This is a genomic window from Burkholderia sp. WP9, from assembly GCF_900104795.1.
Lineage (GTDB): Bacteria > Pseudomonadota > Gammaproteobacteria > Burkholderiales > Burkholderiaceae > Paraburkholderia.
Genome location: NZ_FNTG01000002.1, coordinates 1,960,680 through 1,974,163, shown reverse-complemented (window position 1 = coordinate 1,974,163; position 13,484 = coordinate 1,960,680). Strand labels below are relative to the sequence as shown.

14 protein-coding genes are annotated in these 13,484 nt (G+C 64.4%); 8 read left to right on the top strand and 6 right to left on the bottom strand.

What is annotated here, in order from left to right; genetic code table 11:
* Positions 1–23: 23 nt before the first annotated feature.
* Complete coding sequence (locus BLW71_RS29985; protein WP_502686859.1) at positions 24–1,403, top strand: isoxanthopterin deaminase; 1,380 nt, start codon at positions 24–26, stop codon at positions 1,401–1,403.
* 20 nt (positions 1,404–1,423) lie between these two features.
* Positions 1,424–2,155, top strand: coding sequence for a maleate cis-trans isomerase family protein (locus BLW71_RS29980; protein ID WP_091805658.1), 732 nt, complete (start codon positions 1,424–1,426; stop codon positions 2,153–2,155).
* Positions 2,156–2,242: 87 nt separating this feature from the next.
* Here BLW71_RS29980 and thrS read toward each other — a convergent pair whose 3' ends face one another.
* Entirely contained in the window at positions 2,243–3,457 is a 1,215-nt protein-coding gene (gene thrS, locus BLW71_RS29975; RefSeq protein WP_091805655.1) for a threonine--tRNA ligase, read from the bottom strand.
* Positions 3,458–3,823: 366 nt separating this feature from the next.
* On the opposite strand from thrS, the gene BLW71_RS29970 reads away from it, so the two are divergent.
* A complete protein-coding gene (locus tag BLW71_RS29970; RefSeq protein WP_091805652.1) occupies positions 3,824–4,309 on the top strand; it encodes a GNAT family N-acetyltransferase in 486 nt (161 codons plus the stop codon).
* A gap of 30 nt (positions 4,310–4,339) precedes the next feature.
* Here the strand turns inward: BLW71_RS29970 and BLW71_RS29965 are convergent, their stop codons facing one another.
* On the bottom strand, positions 4,340–4,924 hold the full coding sequence (locus BLW71_RS29965) for a flavin reductase family protein (protein WP_091805650.1): 585 nt from the start codon (positions 4,922–4,924) through the stop codon (positions 4,340–4,342).
* Positions 4,925–5,135: 211 nt separating this feature from the next.
* Between BLW71_RS29965 and BLW71_RS29960 the strand changes: the two genes are divergently transcribed.
* The gene (locus BLW71_RS29960) at positions 5,136–5,942 is read left to right on the top strand and encodes an aminoglycoside phosphotransferase family protein (RefSeq protein WP_091805648.1); all 807 of its coding nucleotides are present in this window, start codon (positions 5,136–5,138) and stop codon (positions 5,940–5,942) included.
* 44 nt (positions 5,943–5,986) lie between these two features.
* On the opposite strand, the gene BLW71_RS29955 is transcribed toward BLW71_RS29960, so the two are convergent.
* Positions 5,987–6,319, bottom strand: a complete 333-nt coding sequence (locus tag BLW71_RS29955) for a hypothetical protein (RefSeq protein WP_091809052.1) — start codon at positions 6,317–6,319, stop codon at positions 5,987–5,989.
* A gap of 250 nt (positions 6,320–6,569) precedes the next feature.
* Positions 6,570–8,081, bottom strand: a complete 1,512-nt coding sequence (pdxR, locus tag BLW71_RS29950) for a MocR-like pyridoxine biosynthesis transcription factor PdxR (RefSeq protein WP_091805645.1) — start codon at positions 8,079–8,081, stop codon at positions 6,570–6,572.
* Between the two features lie 109 nt (positions 8,082–8,190).
* On the opposite strand from pdxR, the gene BLW71_RS29945 reads away from it, so the two are divergent.
* On the top strand, positions 8,191–8,931 hold the full coding sequence (locus tag BLW71_RS29945) for a GNAT family N-acetyltransferase (protein WP_091805642.1): 741 nt from the start codon (positions 8,191–8,193) through the stop codon (positions 8,929–8,931).
* A 70-nt stretch (positions 8,932–9,001) separates the two neighbouring features.
* Here the strand turns inward: BLW71_RS29945 and BLW71_RS29940 are convergent, their stop codons facing one another.
* Positions 9,002–9,538, bottom strand: a complete 537-nt coding sequence (locus tag BLW71_RS29940; RefSeq protein WP_091805639.1) for a GNAT family N-acetyltransferase — start codon at positions 9,536–9,538, stop codon at positions 9,002–9,004.
* Between the two features lie 231 nt (positions 9,539–9,769).
* On the opposite strand from BLW71_RS29940, the gene BLW71_RS29935 reads away from it, so the two are divergent.
* Positions 9,770–10,438, top strand: coding sequence for a VC0807 family protein (locus tag BLW71_RS29935; protein ID WP_091809050.1), 669 nt, complete (start codon positions 9,770–9,772; stop codon positions 10,436–10,438).
* A gap of 9 nt (positions 10,439–10,447) precedes the next feature.
* Here the strand turns inward: BLW71_RS29935 and BLW71_RS29930 are convergent, their stop codons facing one another.
* The gene (locus BLW71_RS29930; RefSeq protein WP_091805636.1) at positions 10,448–11,314 is read right to left on the bottom strand and encodes a LysR family transcriptional regulator; all 867 of its coding nucleotides are present in this window, start codon (positions 11,312–11,314) and stop codon (positions 10,448–10,450) included.
* A gap of 124 nt (positions 11,315–11,438) precedes the next feature.
* Here BLW71_RS29930 and BLW71_RS29925 point away from each other — a divergent pair, with 124 nt between their 5' ends.
* Positions 11,439–12,383: an AEC family transporter gene (locus BLW71_RS29925; RefSeq protein ID WP_091805633.1), complete on the top strand. Its 945-nt coding sequence runs from the start codon at positions 11,439–11,441 to the stop codon at positions 12,381–12,383.
* 123 nt (positions 12,384–12,506) lie between these two features.
* Complete coding sequence (locus BLW71_RS29920) at positions 12,507–13,349, top strand: AraC family transcriptional regulator (protein WP_091809048.1); 843 nt, start codon at positions 12,507–12,509, stop codon at positions 13,347–13,349.
* The last annotated feature ends 135 nt before the right edge of the window (positions 13,350–13,484 follow it).

Below are 13,484 nucleotides of genomic sequence, written 5' to 3'. Positions count from 1 at the left end.
TGAAAGGACATTGAATCGTGAGCATGCAAACTGAAGCGTTGCTGATCAAGAACCCTGTTGCGGTGATGAACGGAATGAGCGGCGAGCGCGCGCGGCTCGGTCAGGTCGATCTGCGCATTCGCAACGGCCGTATCGAAGCCATCGCCCCGAACCTTGAACCGCGCGCCGACGAGCGCGTGATCGACGCGCGGTCTTGCGTCGTCTATCCGGGCTGGGTGAATACGCACCACCATCTGTTCCAGAATCTGCTGAAGGCCGTGCCTTCCGGTATCAATGCGGACTTGCAGGACTGGCTGGCCGCCGTGCCCTATCCGCGGCTTGCGCGGTTTACGCCGGACCTCGCGCGTGTCGCGGCGCGTCTGGGTCTCGCCGAACTGCTGCTTTCCGGCGTGACGACTTGCGCGGATCATCACTATCTCTATCACGCCGACGGCAGCACTGAAACCGGTGATCTGCTATTCGACGAAGCGGCTTCGTTCGGCATGCGCTTCGTGTTGTGCCGCGGCGGCGCCTTGCAGGCGGCCGGCGATCATCCGGGCTTTTCGAAAGTCGCGCTCAAGCCCGAGACGCTCGATCAGATGCTGGCCGACATCGAACGTTTGAAGGCGCGCTATCACGATAGCGGCGCAGCCTCGATGCGTCGCGTGGTCGTCGCGCCCACCACGCCGACGTTCTCCCTGCCGCCCGAACTCCTGCCCGAAGTCGCGCGCGCAGCTCGGCGGATGGGTCTGCGGATGCATACGCATCTGTCCGAGACGACCCGTTATGTCGATTTCTGCAAGGAGCGTTTCAACCAGCTGCCGGTCGAGTTCGTCGCCGATCACGAGTGGCTTGGACCGGACGTCTGGTTCGCGCACCTCGTGCATCTGCAAGCCAGCGAAATCGCCATGCTCGCCGAAACGGGCAGCGGTTGCTCGCATTGTCCGGTCAGTAATGCGCGCTTAGGCAGCGGCATCGCGCCGGCGCCGCAAATGGCGGCCGCCGGCGTGCCGATGTCGCTCGCGGTGGATGGCGTGGCGTCGAACGAATCCGGCAGCATGACCAACGAAGCGCATTTCGCGTGGCTCGTGCATCGTGCGGCGCAGGGCGCGTCGGCGACCACCGTCGAAGAGACGATCCATTGGGGCAGCGCGGGCGGGGCCGGCGTGCTCGGTCTCGATGCGGTCGGCACGCTCGAAGTGGGCAAGGCGGCGGACTTCGTGCTGTACGACATTAGCGATCTGCGTTTCAACGGCTTTCACGATGTCGCGGTGGCGCCGGTGACGGCGGGCGAACCGGCGCGCGTTCGCTATAACGTGGTGAACGGCCGCGTGGTGGTGGATAACGGCGTGATTCCGGGTCTCGATCTCGACGAACTTCGTTACGAAGCCGCCGAGGGGGTGAAACTGTTGCTCGCTGACTAAAGGACAGGGGACGCTTCAGGATGCAAAGCAAACGAATCCGGCTCGGCATGCTCACGCCGTCGTCGAACACGGCGCTAGAGCCGATTACCGCTGCGATGCTGAGCGAACTGCCGCACGTCAGCGCGCACTTCGCCCGCTTCACGGTGACGGAGATCGCGTTATCCGAGACGGCGCTCGGTCAATTCGACGCGAGCCGGATTCTGGCCGCCGCGCGTCAACTCGCCGATGCGCGGGTGGACGTGATCGGCTGGAGCGGCACGTCGGCGGGTTGGCTGGGGTTCCAGCGCGATCAGGCGCTCTGCAGGCAGATCACCGAGGCGACCGGCATTCCCGCGACCACCTCGGTGCTGGCGCTCAACGAAATCTTCGAGAAGACCGGGGTAAGGCGGTTCGGTCTGGTGTCGCCTTATACCGATGACGTTCAGCAGCGAATCGTGCGTAACTACGAGACGCTCGGTATTGAATGCGTGGCGGAGCGGCATTTGGGGCTACAGGATAATTTCAGCTTTGCCGAAGTGCCCGACACACAACTCGCAATCATGATGCGCGAAGCCGCGTTCGCGAGACCGGACGCGGTGACCACCTTCTGCACGAATCTGCATGCAGCGCATCTGGTGCGCGCGTTCGAGATGGCGACGGACATTCCCGCGTACGACACGGTGGCGACAGTGGTGTGGAAGGCGCTGAGAATGCTGGCGGTGGATACGAAGCCGTTGGTGAGCTGGGGGCGGTTGTTTGGCGAACTGCGATAGCTTTGCGTTCGAGCGTTTCGTTCGAGCGTCGCGCCAGATTGAAAGGCTGAAGGGCCTCATTCAATGCGCCCTTCAGCCACCGCTGCGTCAGATCACTAGAGGCACCGGAGGCGGCAACGCGGCCAACCGCAAATGCTCGACGCCGTCGGCCAATGCAAACGTCGACTGCTGTCCATCCCGCATGCGAATGCTGATCGTCCCGTCACGCTCATCACGCGAGCCCACCACGACCAGAATCGGCGCCTGCTTTTCCCGTGCATCGACGATCTTTTTCTCCAACCGCTCAGGCCGGCTGTCCAGCGCCGCTCTGACACCGGCAGCGTCGAGCGCACGCGTCACCTCTTGCGCGTAAGCCAGATTCGCGTCGCTGATCGTCGCCACCACGACCTGTTCGGGAGCGAGCCACACCGGCAACCATCCCTCATGATGTTCGAGCAGCATCGCGATGAACCGCTCCATGCTGCCGAGCACGGCATGATGGATCATCACCGGCCGCTCACGCTCATTGCGCTCGTTGACGAACTCGGCATCGAGCCGCTCGGGCAACACGAAGTCGAGCTGAATCGTGCCGCATTGCCAACTGCGCGCGCGGCTGTCCGTCAGATGAAACTCGAGTTTCGGTCCGTAAAATGCGCCCTCTCCTTCGAGCACATCAAACTCCAGCCCGGCCGCGCGCGCCGCATTCGCCAACGCCTCTTCCGCCCGATCCCACGTTTCATCGCTGCCCGCACGCATCGCCGGGCGCGTCGCGAGCGCGACCTTGAACTCGGGAAAACCGAGGTCCGCATAGACCGCGCGCAATAGCGAACAGAAGCGGCCGACTTCCGCCTCGATATTTGCTTCCATGCAGAACACGTGCGCATCGTCCTGCACGAAAGCCCGCGTGCGTTTCAGTCCTTCGAGCGAGCCGGAAGGCTCATCGCGGTGACACGCGCCGAACTCGCTATAGCGAACCGGCAACTCGCGATACGAACGCACACGCTGGTTGAACACCTGCACATGACAGGGACAGCTCATCGGCTTCAGCGACAGCGCGCGGCCTTCTTCGGCGTCGGCCAACGAATACATCGCCGCGCCGAACTTCTCCCAATGCCCGCTTTTTTCCCACAGCGAGCGCGCCAGCAATTGCGGCGTGCGAATCTCCCGAAAACCCGCGCGACGCATGCGGGCACGCACATAATCTTCGAGCACGCGATACAGTTCCCAGCCTCGCGGGTGCCAGAACACCATGCCGGCGCCTTCTTCCTGTTGATGGAAGAGGTCGAGTTTATTGCCCAATACACGGTGGTCGATGTCGTTCACAGTCTTGCTCCGTTTGATCGCTTAGCGCTGATGGATGCCGCAAACGGAGGTCCAGAAACGCCAAAGGCCCCGTCCGTTTCCGGCGGGGCCTTTGGTGGTTTGCCACTGCTTCTGCTCCTAGCGCGTGCAACCTCCAGACGACCCGCCTGTGAAGGTGGTCGTCGTGGTGGTGACGGCAGCGAAGGGAATCGAGTGGAAGTCCATGGCTCGACAGTAAACGATTCGGCGACGCTACGTCAATCGCATTCTCGACGCGCTCTGGTCAGAACAGCACGTTAAACGCTACGATGTATGTCTGATCCGAAACCGGCGCGCGCTTCGCAACACGCCGGTCTGCAACTCAACTGATCCATCGAGCCTCCAACCTTGACCATCCATATCCGCCCCGCTCGCGCAACCGACGCCGCGTTGATTCTTCGCTTCATCACTGAACTCGCGGTGTACGAAAAGGCCGAGCATGAAGTCGTCGCAAGCGTCCACGACATCGAAGCGAGCCTGTTTTCCGCCGAGTCCAGCGCGAAGGCGTTGATCTGCGAAATGAACGGTGAGCCAATTGGCTTCTGCGTTTACTTTTTCTCGTATTCGACCTGGCTCGGCAAGCAAGGGCTTTATCTGGAAGACCTGTACGTATCGCCGGCATCGCGCGGCAGCGGCGCGGGCAAACAGATGCTGCGCCACCTCGCGAACATTGCCTGCGACACCGGCTGCGGCCGCTTCGAATGGAGCGTGCTCGACTGGAACGAACCGGCGATCGGCTTCTACGAATCGATCGGTGCCAGCGCGCAAAGCGAATGGGTGCGGTATCGCCTGGCGGGGGATGCGCTCAAGAAATTTGCCGAGGGTGACGTTTGAGCGGTGTGTCTATATGCGCAACCCCCGACGTCACTGCGCCGCGCCATTCGCCACGGCGTCCACCTCGAACGCATCGCCCGTCGCAAAGAACGTTCCGCCGGCCACGTAGTGACAGGTGCGCAGATCGGGATCGTCGCCGAAGTGCCAGCGGTTATTCGAGTACACGCGGCTATCCGCATACGCCGCGACAACCTCGCCAATGATCAGGTCGTGGCGCTGGCTATCGTCCGGAATGACCTTGCACTCCATCCACGTGATGCAACCTGCGAGCATCGGCACGTCGATTTCTTGCGCGGGGAATGTCTCAAGATCGAAAGCTGAGAACTTGTCAAGTTCAGTGCCGGCGTTCGAGCCCACCGCCAGCGTTTGTGCCGCGAAGCCAACGCTCGGCAACTGCAGACCGAACACGCCGCTTGCCTCGATCAGTTGCCGCGTGAGCGTGCGGCTATCCACGACCACGACCACCTTCGGCGGATTGAAGTCGAGCGGCATCGCCCAGGAGGCCGCCATGACATTCGAGCGGCCGCCGTGCGCGCTGGTGATGATCGTGACCGGACCGTGATTGAGTAATTGCGTGGCCCGCGACAACGCCACAGGTTCTCGGGTGACTTTCATACATAGGTTCCGCGTCGAATGAATGAGAGCGATTGTAGCGTCGGGGCTCGATGCGTGCTGCGCGTGCCATTGCGGGTCGATTCGGGTGAGAATGAACCACCATCAACCCGTTGGAGAAACCGTGCTCGCCGTCTGCCCATATCCCGCTGACAGCAACATCGTTATATTCGACGAAGCAGTTCGCGCGGCCGCGCGAGGAAGGTGACGTTCGATGTTCACCGAGTACATCGTCAAATGGGACTTAAAGCAGGACGGCGAGCCGATTCGCACGCACAGCAGCCGGCTTCTCCCCGTGCGCCACCACGGCGTACCGGCAATGCTGAAAGTCGCCCAGGAGCCGGAAGAGAAATTCGGCGCGCGGTTAATGGTGTGGTGGGACGGCGAAGGCGCGGCCCGCGTACTCGCCCACGATGCGGACGCACTACTGCTCGAGCGCGCGCAAAGCAGCCACGCGCTGGCGGACATGGCGCGCACCGGCAACAGCGACGCGGACGACCGCGCAATCGACATTCTCTGCACGACCGCCGCGCGGCTTCACAGGCCGCGGAACAAGCCGCTGCCCGATCTGATCGGTTTGCCACGCTGGTTCGAAAGCCTGTGGCCTGCTGCGCAAAACCACGGCGGCTGGTTGCAGGACAGCGCGGCCGTCGCCCGAGCGCTGCTCGCGGCTCCGCAAAATCCGGTGGTGTTGCATGGCGACATCCATCACGGGAACGTGCTCGATTTCGGCCCACGCGGCTGGCTGGCTATAGACCCCAAAGGTCTCTACGGCGAGCGCGGTTTCGACTACGCGAACATTTTCTGCAATCCGGACGAAGCGTCGGCGTTGCGACCAGGATGGTTCGAGCGTCGCGTCGAACGGGTCGCGCGACTGGCGGGCCTCGAGCGGCGCCGCTTGCTGGAATGGATACTGGCGTGGTCCGGCTTGTCCGCAGCGTGGATTCTCGAAACGGGCGAGACACCGGACATCGATAAGGAAATCGGCAAACTGGCTGCCGAAGCGCTCGAACGCGCGTAAGGCGAATCAGGGCGGCAACTCACGAGCCGCCGCCCCGGCGTCAGTCAGTGGGGCGCTTTGCCGTTGGGCACGGCGTCCAGTGGTTTGTGCTGTTCTTCACCGAGTCCGGGGAAGAACGCGTTCCATGCGGCGCGCACGCCTTGGGCCGCGGTGGCCTCGGCGGCGATCGACTCGGCTTCGCCATCGGCGGCTTTCGATGGATCGGCGGATAGCCCGCGCCAATGCGTAAACACGAGCAGCGGTTTCTCGGTCCATACGCCGTCGCCATACTTCGCGAAAGCCGTGTCTCCGCTCGTCAATTGCACCTCGTACCAGCCTTCACGGACGGGCGTGTGGGCCGCAAGCTCAAACCACGCGGTCGGTTCGATTTCCTTCATGTCGTCTCCGGTCGGATAAATCGTCATAGATAACCACAGCAAAGGCATTCTTCATGCCCGGGCCGACAGCGGCCCGGCCAGCCCACGCCCTGAAGGCAATCCGCCTTGCAGGCATTGCCTGTCACACGATGTTGCAGTGCGGCGCGCGCGGCATGATTTGCGGGCGATCGGTCGATTTCACTCCGATCGAAATGGCCTCGCATAATCGACACGATAGCGCGACATGGCCCACGTGGACAAACTCAAAAAGTTACACGCGAAGCTTCGCGCTCGAGACCTCGCTGGACCGGCGCTTCGGCTTGCCGTCCATCTTGGCCGCCAGCCCGGCCAGCACGCCGACGGCGGGCGCCAGTTGCTCCGCGGGCGTGCTGCCATAGCCGATCACCAACCCGTTCGTCTCAGCGCGCGGCTGGAGCGCGAACCCCGATAGCGCGCGCGGATTGAGCCCTTTCGCAAGCGCTTGTTCACTGAGAGTTTGATCGCTTAGGCGCGCCGGCAAGCGCAGCGTCAAATGCATGCCGCAATTGCCGCCGAGGATTTGCGACGGCGCGAAATGCGCGGTGAGCGCGTCGCGCAACGCGTGCTGTCGCTCGCGATAGAGACGCCGCATGCGCCCTAGGTGCCGCCCGAACTCGCCGCTCTCAATGAAATGCGCGAGCGCCAGTTGCTCCAGCCGGTGCCCGCCGCGCAGCATCTCCTGCAACGCGACGGCGGTATGCGCGGCGATCGGGCGCGGCAGCACCACGAAGCCGATGCGCAGCGCGGGAAACATCGTCTTGCTGAACGAGCCCACGTACAAAACCGGCGCGTCGTCGACCAGCCCTTGCATGCTGGCGATCGGCTCGCCGGTGTGGCGGAATTCACCGTCGTAATCGTCTTCGATCAGCCACGCGCCGCTTTGCCGCGCCTGAGCGATCAGTTCCAGACGGCGCGCCACCGAGAGCACCGAACCCGTCGGATACTGGTGCGCCGGCGACGTGTAGATCAGCTTGGGCGGCCGGGTGCGCCATGCGTCGGCGGGTGCCGCCATGCCTTCCGAGTCGACCGGGATCGGCACCGTGATCAGGTCGCCCTGATTGAAGGCCGCCTTCGCGCCGCGATAACCGGGATCCTCGACCCACGCGACATCGCCCGGATTGGTGAAGAGCCGCACGCACAGGTTCAGCGCCTCCTGCGCGCCCTCGGTGATCACGACCTGCGAGCCGTCGCAACGCACCCCGCGCGCCATGCGCAGGTGCGCGGCGATGGCGTCGCGCAATGCCGGCTCGCCAGCCGGCGTGCCGTAGCCGAGCGCAAGCGGCAACGCGCGCTCCATGGACCGTTCGAGCGCGCGCCGCCACGCGGTCACCGGAAACCGGTCCAGGGCGGGCGTGCCCGGCGTCAGCGGCAAGGTGTTGTCCGTGTGGGTGAGCGTGGCCGCGAACTGCCCGACGCGCGCCGCGTAGGCCACCTCCGGCGCGGCAGGGTGTGTGCGCGGCTCGCCGCGCGCAGAGGGGCTGGAGAGCGGGCTCACGCGTGTGCCTCGCTTGTCGGCGACCACGTAACCGACCGCGGCCAGATGCTCGTACGCGATCACCACGGTGTTGCGCGACACCCCCATTTCCTCCGCGAGCAGACGCGACGCCGGCAGCAGCGATCCCGCCGGCAAGCGCCCCGCGAGAATCGCCTGCTGCAAGCGCTCGATCAGCTGTTTTTGGAGCGGTTCCGGCTTCGCTCCGCTGCCACCACTCGCGGAAGCAAGCGGCCCAATGATTTCGATCATCGCTGCTGGACCAATCAAATGAGTTTCTCGTGGATCTTTTTAACATACCACGTTTGCCGTATCGTTCTTCATCAACGACGATCATTCGTAACCGAACAGGAGAATATCCATGGAACCCAGACGCAATGCGTTCGAGCAGCCGATCGGCGCCCCCGTGCCGGGCTGGAACGGCGCTCAGGCGCCCGGCCGCGAGCCGCTGGTGGGCCGCTATTGCCGGATCGAGCCGGTGGACGTGGAGCGCCACGCCGAGGACTTGTACGAGGCGTACCGCTCGGCCACCGACGGCAGCGACTGGACCTACCTGACGGTGGGTCCGTTCGAGAGTCTTGCGGCTTATCGCGAGCATCTGACGCGCGCCGCCGCATCGGCCGATCCGCTGCACCGTACGGTGATCGATCTGGCGACCGGCAAGGCGGTCGGCACGCTGGCGCTCATGCGGATCGACCGCGCCAACGGCGTGATCGAAGTCGGCCACGTCACGTATTCGCCGCGTCTGAAGCGCACGCGCATCGCCACCGAGGCGATGTTCCTGCTGATGTCGCAGGTGTTCGACAAGCTGGGCTACCGGCGCTTCGAATGGAAGTGCGATTCGCTGAACGGTCCGTCGCGCACGGCGGCATTGCGCTATGGTTTTACGTTCGAGGGCATCTTCCGCCAGGCGATCGTGTATCGCGAGCGCAATCGCGATACCGCGTGGTTTTCAGTTATCGACAGCGAATGGCCCGCGCTGCGCTCCGCCTATGCGCGCTGGCTCGACGCCGGCAACTTCGACGCGCAGGGCCAGCAGGTTGAACGGCTCGCGGATCTGATCGCAAAGCAGCGGGCGGCGGCGGGCAACGACCCGCAATGAAGCGCGTGTCGCGCCGGCCGGCACGCGGCTAGCGCGACACACCCGGCGGCGACGCCCGTCGCGCGCCGGTTCAGACTTCGTGTGAGCCGCGACGCAGCACGATGGTCGGTTTGCCTTTGTACGTGGTGCGAAGTTGCTCGCGATAGCCGCACTTGTGAGCAACGCGCAGTGACGGCAGATTCTCCGGCGCGACGATACAGGCCGTTTCGCCGCCGGGCCACTGCTGATCGGCCCACTCCAGAGCGGCAAGCACGGCTTCCGTTGCGTAGCCGTGGCCGTGTACGGCCGGATCCAACGCCCAGCCGACTTCAGGCGTGCCGATCAATGACGGCTCGATCTCACGATGGTAGTCGGCAAAGCCGACTTCGCCGAGAAACCGGCCGCTCTGCTTGTCCCGCACGACCCAATAGCCGTAGCCGAGCATCGCCCAGTGTCCGGCGTAGCGCAGCAGACGCGCCCAGACCTCTTCGCGCGTGAACGGTTTGCCGCCGATGTAGCGAATCACTTCGGGATCGGACCACATCGCAAAGCTATCGAGAAAATCGTCGCGCGTGTGCGGGCGTAGGGATAGGCGGGAGGTAGTGAGAAGCGTCGGACGGGTAGACATTGCGTAAGAGCGGATCGTGGTTGAAGTGGCTCGGCAGGCAGTGCGCTCGATCATCGCAGATTTTTTCCGCGCGAGGGGCGTGGCCAAAATCCGGACCGAGCGCGCCGCAAGCTATGGCAGGAGAAGAGACTTCGCCATACACTCCCCGATACGTCCGCGCACACGGGTCGACGCGATAGACGCATCGACAACAGCATGCGCTGCGTCGCACCGCTCACCACCGGTCTATCGATGAAACACCGCCTGCGCTACCTCACCGCGCTGATCGTGAACGTCGCCTTGCCCTGGCTCGCCTACCGGCTCGCCCTCCCGCACTGGGGCCACCTCGGCGCGCTAGCCGCCTCGGCGTTGCCGCTGCTCGCGTGGATGAGCCTGGACCTGCTGCGCTATCGCCATTTCGACGCGCTCAGTGCGATGGTGCTGGTCGGCATCGTGCTTTCCATACTGGCCACGGGCGCGGGCCTCGCCAGCAACGCCCGGCAGCGCGCGATCGAAGAACCCATGGTGTCCGGCATGATTGGCGTGTCATTCCTGATATCGCTCGCGCTGCCGCGGCCGTTGGTGTTTTATCTCGGCCGCTCGACCATGTCGCGCGAGGATCATCGCAGCGTCGAGAGCTTCGAGCGGCATTGGCGCGAGCGTCCCACGCTCGTCGCCTATATCCGCTTGATGACGCTCGTGTGGGGCATCGGCATGACGGGCGAGAATCTCCTGCGCAGTCTGATCGTCTGGCAATGGGCAGACGACCCGCGCTCGGCCATCGCCTCCAACGTGCTGAGGTACGGCGTCTACGCCGGCCTGACGGCCTGGACTTTCTGGTGCCGCCGGCTCATCAAACGCGATGCGCTGCGCTATCCGGACGACGCCGTGGACCAGGCAACCCCGCTCGCCAGTCGATAAGCGCCGCGTTCACGCCAGTTCGAGAAAGCGCGCCAGACACGGATTGCGATTGGCCGGCGACCACGCCAACACCTGTTCGATCAGCGGCGCATCGACCAGCGGCCGGAACACCACACCCGCGAGTTGCGCCTTGCGCATCGACGCCGGCACCAGCGCCACGCCCACCCCTTCGTCGACGAGGCTCAGCACTGTTTGCTGCAACTGCACTTCGAAGCGTATGTCGGGTTCGAAGCCGCCAGAGCGGCAATGCTCGACGATCGTCGCGCGCAAAGTGGGCGCCACGTCCTCGGACGCGAGCACGAACGGCTCGCCCGCCAGTTGCGCGATCTTCAGACGCCGCGCGCGCGATCGTGGATGACTGCGCGACAGCGCAACGCACAAAGGCTCGCTGAGAATCGTGCGTGTGGCGAGCCCCTTGTCCGGGATAGTCGGGAACATGATGGCCGCGTCGATATGGCCGGCGAGCACCTGCTCGGCGAGGTCGTTCGAGACGACTTCACGGAGGTGCAGCGCGACCTCGGGAAATGCCGCGCCAAAAGCCCGCGCATAGCCGGGCACGACGTTATAGGCCGCGCACATCGTGAAGCCGATAGCGAGCTTGCCCGCATCGCCCTGCGCGGCAGCTTGTGCGTTGCTGACGGCTTGCTCCACGGCGGCGAGGATCGCCTTCGCGTCGGCGTAAAAACGCTCGCCCGCGGCGGTCAAGGTGACGCTGCGCGGACTGCGCTCCACCAGCGTGACGCCGAGGCTCGCCTCCAGCGCCGCCAGTTGCCGGCTCAACGGCGGCTGCGACAGGTTCAGACGCGCCGCCGCCCGGCCAAAATGGCGCGTTTCGGCAAGCGTCACGAAGTAGCGCAGCGGCTTGATATCGATCACGATGCTCTCGCGCGAAATGACAATGCAAAAAAGGTATTGTCGGGCACAAAAAACGGTATTGGATTGTATCAACGCTAGCCACTACGCTGGCGGATCGCCATGTCTTCCCGAGATTTTTTCGCCGATGTTAGCCACCCTCGAAATCCTGCTTCCTGTCTTCGGACTGATTTTCGCGGGTTTTGCATGTCGCCGGCGCAACGTGCTCGGGCCGAACTCGGCCTCGGAACTGAACCGCTTCGTGGTCTGGCTGGCGCTGCCGGCGTTGCTGTTCGACATCATGGCGCACGCCACCTGGCAGCAGCTCTATCAGCCGGCCTTCGTCGCTACTTTTTCGATTGCGTGCGTCAGCGTGTTCGTGCTGATTCTCGCGATACGCTTGCTGAGCGGCCGGCACCTCGCCGATGCAAGCGTCGATGCAATCGCGGCGTCGTATCCGAACACCGGTTACATTGGCTTCCCCCTGGGACTGATCGCGTTCGGCCCGGCCAGCCAGACGCCGACCACGATCGCCACGATCCTCGTCGCCTGTGTGCTGTTCGCACTTGCGATCGTGCTGATCGAGGTGGGGCTGCAGAGCGAGCGCACGCCGCATAAGCTGGCGTTGAAAGTGCTGGGCTCGCTGGCGCGCAATCCGCTGATCGTGTCGCCGATTGTGGGCGTGCTGTTCGCCAGCCTGCATGTCGCGTTGCCGGCAAGCGTCGAGACATTCCTGAAACTATTGGGCGGCGCGGCGAGCCCGTGCGCACTGGTGAGCCTCGGCTTGTTCCTCGCGGAAAAGCGCCCATCCGAGGCCGGCACACGCGGCATTTCCTGGTTGCTGACCGGGGTCAAGCTGCTGGTGCAGCCGGCGCTGACGTGGTGGTTCGCGGCGCGCGTGTTCGGACTCTCGCCCACGCTGGTCGAGATGGCCGTCGTGCTGGCCGCGCTGCCCACCGGCACCGGCCCGTTCATGCTCGCCGAGTTCTACGAACGTGAAGCGCACATCACCTCACGGACAATCCTGCTGTCCACCGTTGGCTCCGTCGCGACCCTGTCCTTGCTGTTGATGTTGATGGGCCATCGGACCTAAGCGCAGCTGAACGCGCCGGCCGGCACGTAAACATACGTAGGCCCGCGCCTCGCGTTATGCTTCGAACACGGACCGCCTCGGTCCGCGATCCGCTTGCGCGAAGCCGACCCGAACCGCCCCGCCGTGCCGAAAGCCCGCCCACCCGAACTGCATGACGACGCCGACGCCCGTTCGCTCGCGCGGCACTATCCGCGCGGGCTGCGCATCGACCCGCACTCGCACACGTGGGCGCAGGTGCTGTACGCGGTATCGGGCGTGATGTGGGTGGAAGTCGGCCGCGAAGCACTGGTCGTGCCGCCGCAACGGGCGGTCTGGCTGCCGGCCGGCACGCTGCATTCCATCCACATGATGAGCGAAGTGGAAATGCGCAACCTCTACCTTCACGAGCGCAACGTCGGTCACCTGAGCCGGCGCAGCGACGTGTTCGAAGTGAATGGCCTGCTGCGCGAACTGATCACCTCGATCGCGGAACACGAGGGCACCGGCGCACGCGATCAAGCCTATCTCGACGCCGCGTACCGTCTCGCCATGCTGGAACTCGGACACGCGCCGCGCTCGTCGCTGCGCATCGCGCTGCCCGATGCTTCGGACCGGCGGCTCGAGGCGCTATGCCGCGCGGTGATCGACAACCCGTCGATCGCCATCAGTTTCGAGCAGCATGCGGCTTCGGTCGGAGCGAGCGTGCGGACGCTGGCGCGGCTCTTCACGCGGGAACTGGGTATCGGCTTTGCCGAATGGCGCCGCCAGGTGCAACTGGCGGTGGCCGTCTCCTGGCTCGCCGAAGGGCGGCCGGTCAGCAGCGTCGCGCGCTCGCTCGGTTTTCAGCCGAGCAGCTTCAGCGACATGTTCCGCCGCGAACTCGGCGCGCCGCCCACTGGCTTCGATCCGAGCGGCACATTGAGCGAAGCGGCTTCCGTTGTCTCACCCGCACGCGAATCCGAACTGGCGAACACACGTGCCGGCTGATTACTCGTCGCGCGTATCTTCTGCGCGTCGTGCGCATGCAGACCCAACGCCTTGTCCGATATTCGAAAGTCTTTGTCTCAACGCCTTTGTGCCGGTCACCTAGACTACGTTCAATCTGCTGCGCGAAATAGCGCG

Coding starts and splice junctions, on each gene's coding strand:
- BLW71_RS29935 (WP_091809050.1), top strand. CDS start 9,770: ATGAAACACCGCCTGCGCTACCTCACCGCGCTGATCGTGAACGTCGCC.
- pdxR (WP_091805645.1), bottom strand. CDS start 8,081: ATGATCGAAATCATTGGGCCGCTTGCTTCCGCGAGTGGTGGCAGCGGA.
- BLW71_RS29955 (WP_091809052.1), bottom strand. CDS start 6,319: ATGAAGGAAATCGAACCGACCGCGTGGTTTGAGCTTGCGGCCCACACG.
- BLW71_RS29925 (WP_091805633.1), top strand. CDS start 11,439: ATGTTAGCCACCCTCGAAATCCTGCTTCCTGTCTTCGGACTGATTTTC.
- BLW71_RS29985 (WP_502686859.1), top strand. CDS start 24: ATGCAAACTGAAGCGTTGCTGATCAAGAACCCTGTTGCGGTGATGAAC.
- BLW71_RS29965 (WP_091805650.1), bottom strand. CDS start 4,924: ATGAAAGTCACCCGAGAACCTGTGGCGTTGTCGCGGGCCACGCAATTA.
- BLW71_RS29940 (WP_091805639.1), bottom strand. CDS start 9,538: ATGTCTACCCGTCCGACGCTTCTCACTACCTCCCGCCTATCCCTACGC.
- BLW71_RS29980 (WP_091805658.1), top strand. CDS start 1,424: ATGCAAAGCAAACGAATCCGGCTCGGCATGCTCACGCCGTCGTCGAAC.
- BLW71_RS29945 (WP_091805642.1), top strand. CDS start 8,191: ATGGAACCCAGACGCAATGCGTTCGAGCAGCCGATCGGCGCCCCCGTG.
- BLW71_RS29960 (WP_091805648.1), top strand. CDS start 5,136: ATGTTCACCGAGTACATCGTCAAATGGGACTTAAAGCAGGACGGCGAG.